Source organism: Streptomyces albus subsp. chlorinus (genome assembly GCF_013302895.1).
In the GTDB taxonomy this organism is placed as follows: Bacteria; Actinomycetota; Actinomycetes; order Streptomycetales; family Streptomycetaceae; genus Streptomyces; species Streptomyces chlorinus.
Genome location: NZ_VJOK01000001.1, coordinates 3,437,320 through 3,452,655, shown reverse-complemented (window position 1 = coordinate 3,452,655; position 15,336 = coordinate 3,437,320). Strand labels below are relative to the sequence as shown.

General features: G+C 71.6%; 16 protein-coding genes and 1 pseudogene. 8 read left to right on the top strand and 9 right to left on the bottom strand.

Translation table 11 applies throughout. The features are described 5' to 3' along the window. Positions 1 to 144 precede the first annotated feature (144 nt). The gene (locus FM076_RS15395; protein WP_173867895.1) at positions 145 to 420 is read right to left on the bottom strand and encodes a hypothetical protein; all 276 of its coding nucleotides are present in this window, start codon (positions 418 to 420) and stop codon (positions 145 to 147) included. A 278-nt stretch (positions 421 to 698) separates the two neighbouring features. Between FM076_RS15395 and FM076_RS15390 the strand changes: the two genes are divergently transcribed. Then, positions 699 to 1,643, top strand: a complete 945-nt coding sequence (locus FM076_RS15390; protein WP_345945027.1) for a hypothetical protein — start codon at positions 699 to 701, stop codon at positions 1,641 to 1,643. 180 nt (positions 1,644 to 1,823) lie between these two features. Next, positions 1,824 to 2,054, top strand: coding sequence for a hypothetical protein (locus tag FM076_RS15385; protein WP_173867894.1), 231 nt, complete (start codon positions 1,824 to 1,826; stop codon positions 2,052 to 2,054). A 42-nt stretch (positions 2,055 to 2,096) separates the two neighbouring features. On the opposite strand, the gene FM076_RS33820 is transcribed toward FM076_RS15385, so the two are convergent. Next, positions 2,097 to 2,465 carry a metal-sensitive transcriptional regulator gene (locus FM076_RS33820; RefSeq protein ID WP_243274517.1) on the bottom strand — a complete coding sequence of 123 codons (369 nt, stop codon included), beginning with the start codon at positions 2,463 to 2,465 and terminating at the stop codon, positions 2,097 to 2,099. Between the two features lie 217 nt (positions 2,466 to 2,682). Here FM076_RS33820 and FM076_RS15375 point away from each other — a divergent pair, with 217 nt between their 5' ends. Beyond that, positions 2,683 to 3,303, top strand: coding sequence for a DUF47 family protein (locus FM076_RS15375; RefSeq protein WP_173871204.1), 621 nt, complete (start codon positions 2,683 to 2,685; stop codon positions 3,301 to 3,303). 6 nt (positions 3,304 to 3,309) lie between these two features. Beyond that, positions 3,310 to 4,305: an inorganic phosphate transporter gene (locus FM076_RS15370; protein ID WP_173871203.1), complete on the top strand. Its 996-nt coding sequence runs from the start codon at positions 3,310 to 3,312 to the stop codon at positions 4,303 to 4,305. A gap of 223 nt (positions 4,306 to 4,528) precedes the next feature. Here the strand turns inward: FM076_RS15370 and pstB are convergent, their stop codons facing one another. From pstB to pstS, 4 genes are all read right to left on the bottom strand, one after another. Further along, positions 4,529 to 5,305, bottom strand: coding sequence for a phosphate ABC transporter ATP-binding protein PstB (gene pstB / locus FM076_RS15365; RefSeq protein ID WP_173871201.1), 777 nt, complete (start codon positions 5,303 to 5,305; stop codon positions 4,529 to 4,531). A gap of 30 nt (positions 5,306 to 5,335) precedes the next feature. Continuing rightward, positions 5,336 to 6,409 (bottom strand): phosphate ABC transporter permease PstA, encoded by a 1,074-nt coding sequence (gene pstA / locus FM076_RS15360; protein ID WP_173871199.1) that lies wholly within the window; start codon positions 6,407 to 6,409, stop codon positions 5,336 to 5,338. Then, positions 6,406 to 7,374, bottom strand: coding sequence for a phosphate ABC transporter permease subunit PstC (pstC, locus tag FM076_RS15355; RefSeq protein WP_173871197.1), 969 nt, complete (start codon positions 7,372 to 7,374; stop codon positions 6,406 to 6,408). The genes pstA and pstC overlap by 4 nt, the downstream gene beginning before the upstream one ends. Positions 7,375 to 7,605: 231 nt before the next feature. Beyond that, positions 7,606 to 8,730: a phosphate ABC transporter substrate-binding protein PstS gene (pstS, locus tag FM076_RS15350; RefSeq protein ID WP_173871195.1), complete on the bottom strand. Its 1,125-nt coding sequence runs from the start codon at positions 8,728 to 8,730 to the stop codon at positions 7,606 to 7,608. Positions 8,731 to 9,073: 343 nt separating this feature from the next. Between pstS and FM076_RS15345 the strand changes: the two genes are divergently transcribed. Next, entirely contained in the window at positions 9,074 to 10,162 is a 1,089-nt protein-coding gene (locus tag FM076_RS15345; protein WP_173871193.1) for an NlpC/P60 family protein, read from the top strand. Between the two features lie 405 nt (positions 10,163 to 10,567). Beyond that, a complete protein-coding gene (locus FM076_RS15340) occupies positions 10,568 to 12,061 on the top strand; it encodes a PP2C family protein-serine/threonine phosphatase (RefSeq protein WP_173871191.1) in 1,494 nt (497 codons plus the stop codon). Here FM076_RS15340 and FM076_RS15335 read toward each other — a convergent pair. The 3 genes from FM076_RS15335 to FM076_RS15325 all read right to left on the bottom strand — a co-directional run bounded on the left by FM076_RS15335 (position 12,048) and on the right by FM076_RS15325 (position 14,052). Continuing rightward, positions 12,048 to 12,392, bottom strand: a complete 345-nt coding sequence (locus FM076_RS15335; protein WP_173871189.1) for a DUF2516 family protein — start codon at positions 12,390 to 12,392, stop codon at positions 12,048 to 12,050. The genes FM076_RS15340 and FM076_RS15335 overlap by 14 nt on opposite strands. Positions 12,393 to 12,516: 124 nt before the next feature. After that, complete coding sequence (locus tag FM076_RS15330; RefSeq protein WP_173871187.1) at positions 12,517 to 13,263, bottom strand: hypothetical protein; 747 nt, start codon at positions 13,261 to 13,263, stop codon at positions 12,517 to 12,519. Positions 13,264 to 13,647: 384 nt separating this feature from the next. Continuing rightward, complete coding sequence (locus FM076_RS15325; RefSeq protein WP_173871184.1) at positions 13,648 to 14,052, bottom strand: helix-turn-helix domain-containing protein; 405 nt, start codon at positions 14,050 to 14,052, stop codon at positions 13,648 to 13,650. Positions 14,053 to 14,276: 224 nt separating this feature from the next. Here FM076_RS15325 and FM076_RS15320 point away from each other — a divergent pair, with 224 nt between their 5' ends. After that, entirely contained in the window at positions 14,277 to 14,870 is a 594-nt protein-coding gene (locus FM076_RS15320) for a CGNR zinc finger domain-containing protein (RefSeq protein WP_173871182.1), read from the top strand. Positions 14,871 to 14,962: 92 nt separating this feature from the next. Further along, a pseudogene (locus FM076_RS33815) lies at positions 14,963 to 15,149 on the top strand (NAD(P)-dependent oxidoreductase); the annotation flags it as partial. Between the last annotated feature and the right edge of the window lie 187 nt (positions 15,150 to 15,336).

Genomic DNA, 15,336 nt, shown 5'->3' with positions numbered 1-15,336 from the left:
CCGTGACCTGTATGCGCGGCCTGCGGCCTGCGGCCTGTGCGCCGGCCGCCCCGTGGCCCGAGTCCCTGAGGACCGCGGCCCACGCCGTGGGAGGGCCGGGTCCCGGTGCCGCCCCGGTGTCCTGAACTGCCCGCCGCGAGCGGTCTACAGCGCCCCCGTCGGAGTGTCCGGCGGGGGCGCCGCCGTGTCCGGGCGGGCGGCATGGTCCGGGCGGCCTGACCGGTACTCGCCCGGGTGGCTCTGCTGGTGGTCGAGGGCGTCGGCGCGGGCCCTCTCGCGGGCGCGGCGGGCCGGTCCGCGCCAGCCGCAGGCGCAGGACGCGGAGCAGAAGGAGCCCCGTTCGCTCAGCGACGTCTCGTGGGGGATGCCGTCCGCGGCGGGGAGGGGGTCCGGCTGGTGTTCGGGGGCTCGCTCTCGCACGTGACCACCGTACTGGGGCCGTGACGGTCGGTTGGCGGGTCTCGTTGAACCGGTCGATCCGGACCGGCCGGTGAACCGGTACGGCGACGACGACCGGTGCGGCAGCGACCGGAACGAGGGGTCGGCGGATGACACTGGGGCGGCTGGAGCGGCGGTCACGAAACGGCGCGGCCGGCTCCCCGCCGCACGGCACGGTACTCCGGCCGCCGTACGGCACGGTACTCCGGCCGCCGTACGGCACGGTACTCCGGCCGCCGCCGACCTCGGTGTCGGCCGCGGTGTCGGGGGCCGTGCTCGCGGTCCTGGTGCTGTGCGGCTGCTCCGGGGACGGGGCGGTGGCGACCGGCGGCCTGCGGGCGGCCGGGCCCTCCCGTCCGGGCAGCGCGGCCGTCCTGGCGGCGGCCGACGCACTGGCCCGGGCGCGGACCGCGCGGGTGCGTACCGCGCTGGAGACGGTCAGCGGTGCCACCCGGGTCACCATCGAGGGCCGCGGCGTCTTCGATCTGGCGCGCGGCACCGGCAGGCTCCGCGTCGTCCTGCCGCCCGGTGCGGACGGGGCGCGGCCTGGGGAGCGCAGGCCCGTCGCCGAGCTGGTCACACCGGGCGCGCTCTACATGAGGAACCGCGCCGGGGTCCCGGACGACAAGTGGGTGCGGGTGGAGACGGCCGGCCTGCCCGACGGCAACCTGGTGACGGGCGGGGCCACCGACCCGGTCACCGCCGCCCGGCTGCTGCGCGGCGCCCGCCGTACGGTCTACCAGGGCGCTCCCGAGCTGGACGGCGCACGGGTGTGGCACTTCAGCGGTGTGGTGGACATCGAGCGCGCCGCTGCCGCGGCGCCGCCCCGGGCGCGGCGGCAGTTGCGCGCGGCGGAGCGGGGCTTCTTCGGCCGTACGGTGCCGTTCGACGCCCATCTCGACGCGCGGGGGCGGCTGCGGAAGATCCGGTACCGCTTCTCCTTCGCCGCCCACGCGGCCCGCGCCGCCCAGACCTACGGCGCGGCCGGCGGCCCCTCCGGGCCGTCGGCGCCCGCCCCGTCCGGCCCCGCCTCCGGCGGCCCGGCGACCGTACCCGGCACGCCGCCGTCCGCCGGACCGGGCGCCGGACCGGACGCCGGGCTGACGGTCTCCTCGACGACGACGCTGCACTCCTTCGGCACCGTGGTGCGGATTCCCCGGCCCGAGCCGGGTGACATCTGGGCGGGCACGATCGCCGCTCCCTGACCGGCCGTTCGGCCGGGGGCGGGCCGGAGGACGGCCACGGCGGGCCCGGACGTTCGTCAGGTAAATGGTTCGGAAGTGCCATGCGCGGACGGTGCGGCACTCCCTACGCTGGGAAGCCGGGCTCCGGCCCGGCCGCGGCGTTCCGCCCGGTGGATCCGTGCAGCACGGGAGGTGATACGTGTGCCTGTACCAAGGCCCGACGACAGGGGCGACGGCCGCGGGGGCCGCTGCGGACGGCGTTCGCTGATGCAGGACCACCAGGATCACGCGGCGCTGGCCGAGATCGAACTGTGCGGCGAACTGATGATCGCCGCCTCCGCCGCCGAGGGCCCCCTCAGCGCGGCCCGTATCGATGAGGTCCTGCGCCGCGCCGCCTGCGAGCTGGACGACGTCCCCGGCCCCGCCCGCTGAGGCGCCGGCCCGCGGTCCCGCCGCGGCGCGGGCCGCGTCCGCTCAGGTGCGCAGGAGGCGGGCGATGGCGGCGGTGGCCTCCTCCACCTTGGCGTCCATCTCGGCGCCGCCGTCCTGTGCCGCGTGGGCGACGCAGTGGCGCAGGTGCTCCTCCAGCAGCTGGAGGGCGAAGGACTGGAGCGCCTTGGTGGAGGCGGAGACCTGCGTGAGTATGTCGATGCAGTACACGTCCTCCTCCACCATGCGCTGGAGCCCGCGGATCTGGCCCTCGATGCGGCGCAGTCGCTTGATGTGAGCGTCCTTGTTCTTGGTGTAGCCGTGCTCGCCCGTGGCCGCGTGTGCCGAACAGCACTCCGAGGTGGCTTCGGCCACGGTGTCCGGGGTCTCCGGCGTGGTCTGGGGCGTCGTCATGCGGTCCTCCAGGTGGGGTCGAGGGGCGGGCGGGGATGGGTGTGGGGCCGTTTCGCCGGGATCCTCATACCCCCAGCGGGTATATGATACCGGACTTCTCGGAGCCCGCTTCAGTGTCCGAGCCTCCATGGGTGACACTGGGGGACACCGGTTCGCTGTGGCCGGATGATGCGCCTAGCATCAACGAGACCGTCATCGAGGCACCCGAGGACCCCCAGTGCGCTTTCGTCTGACCCCCAGGGAGACGAGCTTCTACGACATGTTCGCGGCCTCCGCGGACAACATCGTGACCGGCTCCAAGCTCCTCATGGAACTGCTCGGGGCGGATTCCTCCGCGCGGACCGAGATCTCCGAGCGGATGCGTGCGGCCGAACACGCGGGGGACGACGCGACACACGCGATCTTCCACCAGCTCAACTCCTCGTTCATCACGCCGTTCGACCGCGAGGACATCTACAATCTGGCGTCCTCCCTCGACGACATCATGGACTTCATGGAGGAGGCCGTCGACCTCGTCGTCCTCTACCAGATCGAGGAGCTGCCCAAGGGGGTCGAGCAGCAGATCGAGGTGCTCTCGCGGGCCGCCGAGCTGACCGCGGAGGCCATGCCGAACCTGCGGACCATGGACAACCTCACCGAGTACTGGATCGAGGTCAACCGGCTGGAGAACCAGGCCGACCAGATCCACCGCAAGCTGCTCGCCCACCTGTTCAACGGCAAGTACGACGCCATCGAGGTCATGAAGCTCAAGCAGGTCGTGGACGTCCTCGAGGAGGCCGCCGACGCGTTCGAGCACGTGGCCAACACCGTCGAGACCATCGCGGTCAAGGAGTCCTGACGCTCCGTGGACACCTTCGCGCTGATCGTGACCGTCGGTGTCGCGCTCTTCTTCACGTATACGAACGGCTTCCACGACTCCGCGAACGCCATCGCGACGTCGGTCTCCACCCGGGCGCTCACCCCGCGTGCCGCGCTGGCCATGGCCGCCGTGATGAACCTCGCGGGCGCCTTCCTCGGCAGCGGCGTCGCCAAGACGGTGAGCGAGGGGCTGATCGTGACCCCGCACGGCGACGCGGGGATGGGCGTCCTGTTCGCCGCGCTCGTCGGTGCCATCGCCTGGAACCTCGTCACCTGGTACTTCGGACTGCCCTCGTCCTCCAGCCACGCGCTGTTCGGCGGCATGGTGGGCGCGGCGCTGGCCGGCGGCATCACGGTCTTCTGGTCCGGCGTGGTCGAGAAGATCGTCCTGCCGATGTTCATCTCGCCCCTCATCGGCCTGGGCCTCGGCTACCTGGTCATGTGCGTGATCATGTGGCTGTTCCGCAAGTCGAACCCGCACCGGGCCAAGCGGGGCTTCCGCATCGCGCAGACCGTCTCGGCCGCCGGCATGGCGCTGGGCCACGGTCTCCAGGACGCGCAGAAGACCATGGGCGTCGTGGTGATGGCCCTCACCATCGCCGATGTGCAGGAGCACAACGAGATCCCGGTGTGGGTCAAGGTCGTCTGCGCGGCGATGCTGTCGCTGGGCACCTACGCGGGCGGCTGGCGCATCATGCGCACCCTGGGCCGGCGCATCATCGAGCTGGACCCGCCGCAGGGGTTCGCCGCGGAGACCACCGCGGCCTCCGTGATGTACAGCGCCTCGTTCATGTTCCACGCGCCCATCTCGACCACGCATGTGATCACCTCCGCGATCATGGGCGTCGGCGCCACCAAGCGGGTCAGCGCCGTGCGCTGGGGCGTGGCCAAGAACATCATCCTGGGCTGGTTCATCACCATGCCGGCCGCGGCCGTCGTGGCGGCCCTCATCTACTGGGCGGTCAAGCTCGTCTTCGGCTGATCCTCGCGGCCCGCACCCGGGCTTGCGGGGCAGCGATGCTTGCGGGGCAGCGATTCAGGGGCGCGGGGAACTGCGCGAGCGACCACGAAACGCACCCGTAGCCCGCAGGGAACGACGAGGGGTGCCCCCTCCCCGGAAGAACAGGGAGGGGGCGACAGGGAAGCCCGCGGTGGCACCGCCATGCAGCACCGCGGGCGGTCGAGGGCCGGCCCGGCCGGAGGGCCTAGCCGAAGCGCCCGGAGATGTAGTCCTCGGTGGCCTGGACCGACGGGTTGGAGAAGATCCGCTCCGTGTCGTCGATCTCGATCAGCTTGCCGGGGGCGCCGACCTCGGCGAGGTTGAAGAAGGCGGTGCGGTCGGAAACCCGTGCCGCCTGCTGCATGTTGTGCGTCACGATCACGATGGTGAAGCGCGACTTCAGTTCCCCGATGAGGTCCTCGATGGCGAGCGTGGAGATCGGGTCGAGGGCCGAGCAGGGCTCGTCCATCAGCAGGACCTGGGGCTCCACGGCGATGGCCCGCGCGATGCACAGGCGCTGCTGCTGGCCGCCGGAGAGGCCGGAGCCGGGCCGGTTCAGCCGGTCCTTGACCTCGTTCCACAGGTTGGCGCCCTTGAGGGACTTCTCGACGATCCCGTCCAGCTCGCTCTTCTTGTAGTCGCCGTTGAGCCGCAGGCCCGCCGCGACGTTGTCGTAGATGGACATCGTCGGGAACGGGTTGGGCCGCTGGAAGACCATGCCGATGGTGCGGCGGACGGAGACCGGGTCCACCCCGGTGCCGTACAGGTCCTCGTCGTCCAGCATCACCTTGCCCTCGACGCGCCCGCCGGGGGTGACCTCGTGCATGCGGTTGAGGGTGCGCAGGAAGGTGGACTTGCCGCAGCCGGAGGGGCCGATGAAGGCGGTCACGGAGCGCGGCTCGATCGTCATGGAGATGTCGTCGATGGCGCGGAAGCTGCCGTAGTAGGCGGAGAGGCCGCTGACGTCGATGCGCTTGGCCATGGGTCGCCCCTTTCTCGGTCGGGAGGGCTCTTAGTGCTTGGGGGCCTTCCAGCGGGCGATACCGCGGGCGACCAGGTTGAGGATCATGACGAAGGCGATCAGCACCAGGGCGGCCGCCCAGGCGCGGTCGTAGGAGGGCTCGTTGCCGTTGGCCCACTGCTCGTAGACGTAGTACGGCAGCGAGGACTGGGCGCCTTCGAACGGGTTGGCGTTGATCTGCGCCGAGCCGAAGACCAGCAGCAGGATGGGTGCCGACTCGCCCGCGATACGGGCGACGGCGAGCATGATGCCGGTGGTGATGCCGCCGACCGCGGTCGGCAGGACCACCTTGAGGATCGTCTTCCACTTCGGCACGCCCAGCGCCAGCGACGCCTCGCGCAGCTCGTTGGGGACGAGCTTGAGCATCTCCTCGGTGGAGCGCACCACGATCGGCATCATCAGGATCGCCAGCGCCATCGCGCCCGCGAAGCCGGAGTAGCCGAAGTCGAGGATGATGATCCAGAACGAGAGGATGAACAGGCCGGCGACGATCGAGGGGATGCCGGTCATGACGTCCACGAAGAACGTGACGGCCTTGGCGAGCCGGCCGGTGCCGTACTCGACCAGGTAGATCGCGGTCAGCAGCCCGACGGGCGCGGCGATCAGCGTGGCGAGGCCGACCTGTTCGAGGGTGCCGATCAGCGCGTGGTAGATCCCGCCGCCGGCCTCCATGGTGATGACGCCGTTCATGGAGTGGCTCAGGAAGTATCCGTCCAGGACCTTCACGCCCCGGGCGACGGTCTCCCAGATGAGGGAGGCCAGCGGGACGACGGCCAGCAGGAAGGAGACCCAGATGAAGCTGGTCGCCAGCCGGTCCTTGGCCTGCCGGGAGCCCTCGACCGCACCGGCGAGCACCGCCGTGAGGACGAGGTAGGCCGCGGCGGCGATCAGTCCCCACTGGATGCGGCTGTCGAGCCCCGCCACCAGGCCGGTGCCGATGCCGAGCGCGGCGGCGAGGGCGGCCAGGCCCAGCGGGGCCCAGCGCGGCAGCCGGGGCTGGCGCAGCGTGGCGGCCACCGGGGCGGCGTCGAGCGGGGCGGCGTCGGCCATGACTGTCTGGCTCATGCGTTCGCTCCCGAGTACTCCTTGCGGCGGGCGATGATCAGCCGGGCCGCGCCGTTGACCAGCAGGGTGATGACGAACAGGACGAGGCCGGAGGCGATCAGCGCGTCCCGGCCCGTGGAGCCGGCCTCCTTGAAGCCCGCGGCGATGTTCTGCGCGAACGTGCCGCCGCCCGGCTCCAGCAGGCTCGTCTGGATCAGGAAGCTGGGGGAGAGGACCGTGGCCACGGCCATCGTCTCGCCCAGCGCGCGGCCCAGGCCCAGCATGGAGGCGCTGATGACGCCGGAGCGGCCGAAGGGCAGCACCGACATGCGGATGACCTCCCACCGGGTGGCACCCAGCGCGAGGGCCGCCTCCTCCTGCATCTTCGGGGCCTGCCGGAAGACCTCGCGGGAGACGTTGGTGACGATCGGCAGGATCATGATCGCGAGCAGGATCCCGGCCGTGAACAGGGAGCGTGCCGCGCCGCCCTCGTAGGAGAAGATCCCGGTCCAGCCGAGGTAGTCGTCCAGCCACTCGTACAGGCCGGTCAGGTGCGGGACGAGGAAGAGCGCGCCCCACAGGCCGTAGACGATCGAGGGCACGGCCGCCAGCAGGTCGATGACGTAACCGAGCGGCGTCGCCAGCCTGCGGGGCGCGTAGTGCGAGATGAACAGCGCGATGCCGACCGCGATCGGTACGGCGACCACCATCGCGATCAGTGAGCTGACGACGGTGCCGAAGGCCAGGACGGCGATGCCGAAGCGGGGCGGTGTCGCGTTGGCGTCCCACTCGAAGGTGGTGAGGAAGTTGCCCTCGTCGGCGCTGATGGCGAGCGCCGCCCGCCAGGTGAGGAAGACGGCGATCGCGGCCATGATCGCCAGGAGGGCTATCCCGGAGCCCTTGGAGAGGCCCAGGAATATTCGGTCACCCTTGCGGGTCGCTGCCCGCGCGGGGCCCGCTGGGGCGGGTGGGTTTTCGGTAGCCATGGTTTCTCCGGTCTGGCTGGTGCGGGGCGCTGCGCGCTGGGCGTTGCTGCGCGGAGTGCCCCTTGGCGGTGCACCGGATCGTTGTGCCCAACCGGGCAATTGCCGACATTTGGGGCACGGTTGTGCATGGGTGAGGTGGGCGGCGGTGCGTTCGGCACCTCCCCCGGCCTTCGGCCGGGGGCGCCCCCACCACGCCCGTCGGGGCTCCCGCCGTCGCGGCGGGAATTTCTCTTACTTCAGGCCGTCGACCGTGGAGCGGACCTTGGTGATGATCTCGTCGGGGATCGGGGCGTAGCCCTTCTCCGTGAGGGCCTTCTGGCCGTCCTCGCTCGCCGTGTACGTCAGGAAGGACTTCGTCGCGTCCAGCGACTCCTTCTTGTTGCCCTTGTCGCAGGCGATCTCGTACGTGACGAGGGTGATCGGGTAGGCGCCCTCGGTCTTGGTCTTGTAGTTCAGCTCCAGGGACAGGTCCTTGCCCTGGCCGACGACCTTGGCGTCGGCGATGGCCTTGGAGGCGTTGTCCGTGGTGGCCTCGACGGGCTCCTTGGCGCCGGTGTCCAGCTTGACCGTGTTCAGGTCGTTGCCGGTGGCGTAGGACAGCTCGACGTAGCCGATGGAGCCGTCGTTCTGCTTGACGTTGGTGGCGATGCCGGAGGAACCGTCGGCGCCCTGGCCGCCCTTGCCGGCCCAGGCCTTGGCGGGCTCGTGCTTCCAGGAGCCGGGGGCCGCGGTGTTGAGGTACTTGGTGAAGTTGTCGGTGGTGCCCGACTCGTCGGAGCGGTGGAACGCCTGGATCTTGGTGCCCGGGAGCTTGGCGTCCGGGTTGAGCTTCTTGATGGCCGGGTCGTTCCACTTGGTGATCTTCGAGTCGAAGATCTTCGCCAGCGTGTCGGCGTCCAGCACCAGGTCGTCCACGCCGCTGACGTTGTAGGTGACGGCGACCGGGCCGCCGACCATCGGCAGGTCGATGGCCTGCCCGCCCTTGCAGACCTTCTTGGACTTGGCGACCTCGTCCGGCTTGAGCGCCGAGTCGGAGCCCGCGAAGGCCGTCTTGCCCTGGAGGAACTCCTGGATGCCCGCGCCCGAGCCGGTGGGCTTGTAGTTGAGCTGCGTGTTGCCGCACGCGGACTGGTAGGTCTGCGTCCACACGTCCATGGCGTTCTTCTGGGCGCTGGAGCCCGAGGCGAGGAGCTTGCCCTCGCCGTCGCACTTGATGTTGCTGGCGGCCTTGCTGGTCTCGCCACCGGAGCCGCCGGAGTTGTCGTCCGAGCCGCAGGCGCTCAGAACCAGGGCGCCAGAGACCACGAGAGCGCCGACAGCTGCGGTGCGGAGCCGGATCGTGCGCTGAAGCTTCACTTCGTTCAGTTCCTTCCTGGGCCCGGGAGCGACGACCGGCCGGCCGTCGGGCTCTCTGGCTATGGGGCGCGGTCCCTGTTTCACGGAGCGCCGCGCTCTTGGTAAGGCCGAAATTAGACAGATCAGGTGAAGCAGCCGACGGAGGTGAGTGAACGCCGAGTGAACCTCGGCGGTCAGCCCGGTGCCCCGCCCCGGGCGGGAGGCCACCCGGCCGCTCCCGGCCGTGCCCAGCGCGTTCCTCGCTCGTACTCGTCAGTACGCGACTCTGTTGCTTTCCGCACCGGCATGGCACTATCCGCTGCACCGGCCCGAGTTGACCATATCGACACAGGGGGTGGCCCGGGTGAGACGGCCGCAGATCTGCTCGACCTTCCCGTCCGGGCGGCACGGCACCCTCGTCGTGTCCTGCGCGTTGCTGCTGCTCGCGGGCCCCGCGCTCGGCACCGCGTACGCCGACCCCCCGGAGGCGGGGCCGGGCGGGTCCCCCGAGGGCGGCAGGCCGGGTCTGGAGCAGATCCGCAAGGACATCGAGCGGCTGCACGACAGGGCCGAGTCGGCGACGGACGCCTACAACGCGGCCGAGGCGGCGGCCAAGAGGCAGCAGAAGCACCTGGTCAGCCTCGCCAAGCGGATCGACACCACCCAGGGCAGGCTCGACAGGCTCAACGACACCGCGGGTGCCATGGCCCGTGCCCAGTACCGCAACGGCGGGATGCCGCCGGGTGCCAAGCTGGTGCTCGCCGACGACCCGGAGGACTTCCTGCGCGGCCTCTCCCTCGCCCACAAGGGCCAGCAGGCCACCCGCGCGTTCATCGGCACCCTCACCAAGGCCCGCTCCTCGCTCCGGGGGGACGCCGAGGACGCCGCCGAGCAGTGGACGAAGCTGGAGAAGACGCGCAAGAAGAAGGCGGCGGCGAAGAAGAGGATCACCGCCCAGCTGGCGAAGGCCGAGCGGATCGAGTCGGGCCTCAAGAAGGAGGAACGGGAGCGGCTGCGCCGGCTGGAGGAGGACGCGGCCAAGGCACGGCAGGCCAAGTGGCTGGACTCGGGCGCTCTGAAGGGGGCGGGCGGCACGGCGTCGCCGGCCGGGCGCCGGGCCATCGCCTGGGCGAGCAAGCAGATCGGCAAGGACTACGTCTGGGGCGCGGAGGGTCCCGACACCTTCGACTGCTCGGGCCTGACGATGCGGGCGTGGGAGGCCGCGGGGGAGTCCATTCCGCGGACCTCGCAGGAGCAGTGGAAGCGGCTGCCGCACGTGCCGGTGAACAAGATGCGCCCCGGGGACCTGATCATCTACAAGCGGGACGCGAGCCACGTCGGGATCTACGTCGGGGACGGCGCACTGCTGCACGCGCCGCGCACCGGGCGGCAGATCACCGTCGAGGGGGCCGGCTCGATGCCGATCCTGGGCGTCGTGCGCCCCGACAAGTGAGCCAGGTCACGCCGGGATGTGGTGGACGGACCGGCCGGTCCGGTTCGCGTGCTCGGCACTCTTCGCCCGGTGTGCACCCTTCCGGTGGAAGGTCCGACGATGGGTGTCGCGGCATGATTCCTTATGGGCGTCCCTGTGCGGATTTCGCGGTGTTCGGTGCGTGAGTTTGGTCATGTACGGGGCGGGTGCGCGAGTGTGAGGGGGCGGTCAACTCCCCCCGTCCACATGGGCATATGACCGTGGCGTGTCCGCATCCGCCATTCCGTCCGCACAGCCGAGGGCGTTAAGGTCCCTTCTCATAGCCCGGGATGACGAGCGCCCGACCACCGCGCGCCGTTCCGGGCCGGTCCATGGTGGCCGCCGCACGGCGCGCACCACGCCCTCGGGGGAGGGAGAGGTTTCAGCATGCCCGCAAGCGCGCCCGCGACCGGGGCGGCGGCACGGTCCGCCGACGCGCCGGCCCAGCAGGCCGCCCAGGGATCCGGCGGCAGTCTGACCCTGCTGGTCATCGAGGACGACCCCGGCGGTCCCGTGAGCGTGCCCCGCATGCTCGACGCGTACGGCAAGCCCGTGCGCGTGCGGACGGCCCGCAATCTCACCGAGGCCGCACGGCTGCTCACCGACGATGTGCACTGCATCCTGCTGGACCTCGCCCTGCCGTGCGAGGAGCGCGGGGACGGGCGTGCGGACGGCCGGGGCGACAGCCGCGCGGACGGGCACGGGGAGGGCCGCGAGGCGGGACGCGAGACGGGACGTGAGGCAGGTCGTCGGGACGGCGGCGGGGAAGAACCGGCCGTCCCCGGGCAGCCGGGCGCGCCCCCGCGGGAGGCGACCGGGCCCGGGGCGCCGGCGGCATCCGCAACCGCCGAGGGGGTGCCCGCCCCCGTGTCCGGGACGGACGAGCTGGACATCCTGCGCCGCGTCCTGCAGATGGCGCCCCGGCACGCGGTGCTCGCGCTCACCGACGGCAGCGACGCCGAGCGCGCCGCCGACGCCGTACGCGTCGGCGCCCAGGACTACCTCTTCCGCGACGAGCTGGACGGCAAGCTGCTGACCCGCGCCATCCGGTACGCCGTCGCCCGCAAGAAGGCCGACCTGGCGCAGCGGCAGCTGACCGAGTCGCGGCTGCGTGCCCAGGAGAACGCCCGGCTCGAACGCGGCCTGCTGCCCCGCCCGCTGCTGGAGGGCAGCGCGCTGCGGTTCGCCGCCCGCTACCGGCCCGGCCGCTCCCGCGCACTGCTGGGCGGCGACTTCTACGACACCGTCCGCACCCCCGACGGCGTCGTCCACGCCATGATCGGCGACGTGTGCGGCCACGGCCCGGACGAGGCGGCACTCGGCGTGGAACTGCGCATCGCCTGGCGCGCGCTCACCTTTGCGGGACTGTGCGGGGACGCCCTGCTGAGCACCCTCCAGAAGGTGCTGGAGAACGAGCGGGACAGCGAGGAGATCTTCGCGACGCTGTGCACCGTGGACATCGCCGCCGACGGCCGCAGCGCCGGCGTCTGCCTGGCCGGACATCCCTCACCGCTGTTCGCCGGGGGCGCGGGAGCGGCGCCCCGGCTGCTGCCGTACGACGAGAGCGGCCCCGCGCTCGGCCTGCTGCCGCACGCCCGCTGGCCCCGCCGCCAGGTCGCGCTGGGGCGCACATGGAGCCTGATGATGTACACCGACGGCCTGATCGAGGGCCGCGTGGACGAGGGGGGCACCCGCAGCCGGGAACGCCTCGGTCAGCAGGGGATGCTCGACATCGTCTCCCGGCGGATGGCCGAGGGGGCGCGCGGCGAACAGCTGCTGGAGGCCACGATGACCGACGTCCACCGCCTCAACGGCGGGGAGCTGACCGACGACGTGGCGGTGGTGCTGCTGGAGCGGGAGCGGTCCGTCACCGGCCGTTGAACGGTCCGTACGGACCGTCGCTGCTGCTGCCGCCGCGGCGGCGCCAGCCCTGGCCGCCGCCCATCACCTGCTTGAGGGCGGGGCGCACGTCGACGATGTAGACGATCGAGGCGATCAGCCCGATGAGTTGCAGCATCAGGAAGGGGATCAGCAGGTTCACCAGGATGGTGAGGCCCAGGATGATCAGCCAGAACTGCTTGTTCTGCTTATCGGCCGCGCGGTAGGCGTCCTCCCGCCGCAGCGCGCCGTCCACGAAGGCGAAGACCGCCAGGGCGAGCATCACGATGCCGATCAGCGCCATGACGGTGAGCTGGAAGCTCTCGAACAGCATGGTGCTCACACTCCAGGTCGGTCTCGGTCAGGGCCCTGTGCGGCCACCGTACCCCAGCACTCAGGGAACGGACCGGGTACGCGAAGAGTGCCCGGTCCGCCCCCGTCACGCCTTCCCGGGCGGCTCAGGACTCCGTCCCCTTCCCGGTCTCCCCCTTGGCCCCCTCGCCGTTCTGCTTCTTGGCCTCCGTCTGCTTCGAGGCCGGCTTCCGGGCGGTGGTGCCCGTGCTCTTGCGGGTGGCGGAGGTGCCGGTGCCCGCGCCATTGCTCGCGCTCTTGGCGGACGCGCTCCTGGCAGCCGTGCTCTTGGCGGCCGTGCTCTTGGCGTTGGTGCTCGTGGTCGCCGTGCTTGTGGCGTTCGTGTTCGTGGTCGCCGTGCTCTTGGGCGTCACACCCGTGTCGGGACTCTTGGGCGTCACACCCGTGTCGGGCGTCTCCTCGGCCGGCGGCTCGGCGACCTTCACGGACAGGACCGGCTCACGCTCCACGGTCACCTCCGGGGCCTCGCGCCGCTCGCCCTCGCCGCGCCAGTTCTTGACCGCCTCACGACCGCGCACGGCCAGCTCGTCGTAGGCCTCGCGCGCCTTGACGGCGTACTCCGCGGCGAAGCCGACCCCCTGGAGGGCCAGGTGCTGCGCCTGCTCGCGGAGCTTCTTGAGGTCGGTGTCGAGCCCGCTGAGCGTCTCGGTCACCTTCGCCTGGGTCTCCTTGGCCTGCTGGGCGAGCTTCGCCTGGACCTCCTTCGGGTCCGTCTCACGGACCGCAGCGAGGGCCTGCGGGGCCTCCTCGCGGAGCTTGTCGACGACACCCGCGGCGAAGTAGAGGGGCGTCGGGTCGGTGAGGGTCTTGCGCAGGTCGTTCGCGATGGGCATGAGGGTTCGCCTTTCGTGGCCGTGCTCGTCGTGGCCGTACTCGTCCGTGGCCGTACTCGTCGTGGTCGTCTCGTCCGTGGCCGTGCTCGTTGTGGCGGTACTCGCTCGGTCGTCCGCCCGGCCCCCGTGCCCGCCTGGCTGAACTCGCCGGGAGAGCCGGTCGGTGCGCTCGGTGCCGGTGCGCTCTGTCGCTGTGCCGGTGTTCGTTGTGTCGGTGTTCGTCGTGCTGGCGTTCGTTGTGCCGGCTGGCTGTTGCTCGGCCGGCTGTTGTCGGGCCGGCTGTCGCCGGATCCGCTGTGGTGTCCTGCGCCCCGCTGCGGGCACACGGCGCGCGCCGCACGGCGCACCTCGCCGCGCGCCGTCGTGCCACCCCGCCCCACCGCCCTACTCCGCCGGCCCCTCGGCCGGGGGAGCGGACGTGTCGCGGCCGGCCGCCCGCTGTTGCGCGTTCTCCTTGCGGAACGACTCGTAGATCTGGAGCAGCGCCTGCTTCTGCCGCTCGTTGATCGAGGAGTCCGCGAGAATCGCGGCGGGCACCTGCAGCAGGTCCTCCCGGTCCCGCTCGTCGAGAATCCCGGCCTGCACGTAGAGCGTCTCCGCCGAGATCCGCAGCGCCCTGGCCAGTTGCTGCAGGATCTCCGCGCTCGGTTTGCGCAGGCCGCGCTCGATCTGGCTCAGATACGGGTTCGAGACACCGGCGGCCTCCGCGAGCTGCCGCAGCGACAGCTTCGCGGTCCGCCGTTGTTCCCGCAGGAACTCCCCGAGGTTCCCGACGTTGAGCGAGGCCATGACTCCAGAGTGCACCCACCCGCTAACTTTTGCAAGCACCCTGCTTGCAACTGTGCTCCGCCTTGGTGTGTGACTGTGTGACTGAGCACGGTAGGTGCCGTACTGGGAGCGGAAGGGTCAGGTAAGACGCGCGAAAGGAGTCCCTCGCGGAGCGCTTGCTTGTCAACCGCGAGATGACGGGAGCCCGCGCCTCACGGATACATGCAACCCGTACCATGAGAAGTATGGAAGAGTCCGTGAGGGAAGAAGCCGTCCTTCCGTCGGCGCCGGGCGAGGCGGAGCACCCCGCCCTGGGGCTGGCCAACAGCGCCGTCGCGCTGCCCGGCGGGCATATGGCCGACCTCCTGGGCACCCCGGCGCGGGCCGAGCGGTGGCTGACGCAGCGCGACCTCGCTCCGGAGGACACCGGCATGGCCGAGATGTGCGCAACGCAGCTGCGTTCGCTGCGGGAACAGGTCAGGTCGCTGCTGGCCTCCCGCGTCGCCGGCCGGCCCGCCCTGCCCGCCGCCGTCAAGGCGGTCAACGACGCGATGACCCGCGTCCCGACCGCGTCCCTGCTGCTGTGGGACGAGAAGACCGGCCCCTACCGCGCCACCCCCCACCCCACCACCGCGATCGTCGAACACGCCCTGGCGGTCATCGCCGCCGACACCGCCGACCTGCTCACTTCCCCCGACGCCGCACGCTTGGCCGCCTGCGCCTCCCCGCCCTGCAACCGCTTCCTGCTCAAGCACGGCCGCCGCCAGTGGTGCTCCACCCGCTGCGGCGACCGCGCCCGCGCCGCCCGCGCCTACGCCCGCCGCACCGCAACGGAGTGACGACGCCGACGTCCGTGCCGGTCGTCCGGCGGACGGCGCCGTGCCGACATCGCCTCGATGCCGGGCGGTACGTCGCGTCCCGGAGCCGCTGCTCCGGCGAGCTGAACCCGCTCACCTCGGCGGCCTCCTCCATGGCCCACATCGTCCACGCCTCCGAGTCCCACGGCATCGACGCCGGTGTCATGCGGGCGGCGGAGGGGTGGGCCCGCCGCGCCATCGGATTGGGGCCACGGCGCGGACGGCTCCAGCCGGATCGTGGGAGTACTGAGCAGCCGCTGAGGCCCACGCCGGGCCTCCTTCCGGCACGGGGCCCCGGCCCGACCCGTCGACCTTCGCCCGACCTGCTGATCTCACCTGGCCCGTCGGCCTTCGCGCCGGCCCGTCGGCCTTCGCCTGGCCCGTCGGCCTTCGCCCGGGCCGTTGACCTTCACCTCGGGGGAAGCCCCAGCATCGATGGGGCCGGGCG

Excerpts from the sequence above, each read along its gene's own strand:
- FM076_RS33820 (WP_243274517.1), bottom strand. The coding sequence starts at position 2,465 with ATGACGACGCCCCAGACCACGCCGGAGACCCCGGACACCGTGGCCGAA.
- pstB (WP_173871201.1), bottom strand. The coding sequence starts at position 5,305 with ATGGCCAAGCGCATCGACGTCAGCGGCCTCTCCGCCTACTACGGCAGC.
- pstA (WP_173871199.1), bottom strand. The coding sequence starts at position 6,409 with ATGAGCCAGACAGTCATGGCCGACGCCGCCCCGCTCGACGCCGCCCCG.
- pstC (WP_173871197.1), bottom strand. The coding sequence starts at position 7,374 with ATGGCTACCGAAAACCCACCCGCCCCAGCGGGCCCCGCGCGGGCAGCG.
- FM076_RS15340 (WP_173871191.1), top strand. The coding sequence starts at position 10,568 with ATGCCCGCAAGCGCGCCCGCGACCGGGGCGGCGGCACGGTCCGCCGAC.
- FM076_RS15335 (WP_173871189.1), bottom strand. The coding sequence starts at position 12,392 with ATGCTGTTCGAGAGCTTCCAGCTCACCGTCATGGCGCTGATCGGCATC.
- FM076_RS15330 (WP_173871187.1), bottom strand. The coding sequence starts at position 13,263 with ATGCCCATCGCGAACGACCTGCGCAAGACCCTCACCGACCCGACGCCC.
- FM076_RS15325 (WP_173871184.1), bottom strand. The coding sequence starts at position 14,052 with ATGGCCTCGCTCAACGTCGGGAACCTCGGGGAGTTCCTGCGGGAACAA.
- FM076_RS15320 (WP_173871182.1), top strand. The coding sequence starts at position 14,277 with ATGGAAGAGTCCGTGAGGGAAGAAGCCGTCCTTCCGTCGGCGCCGGGC.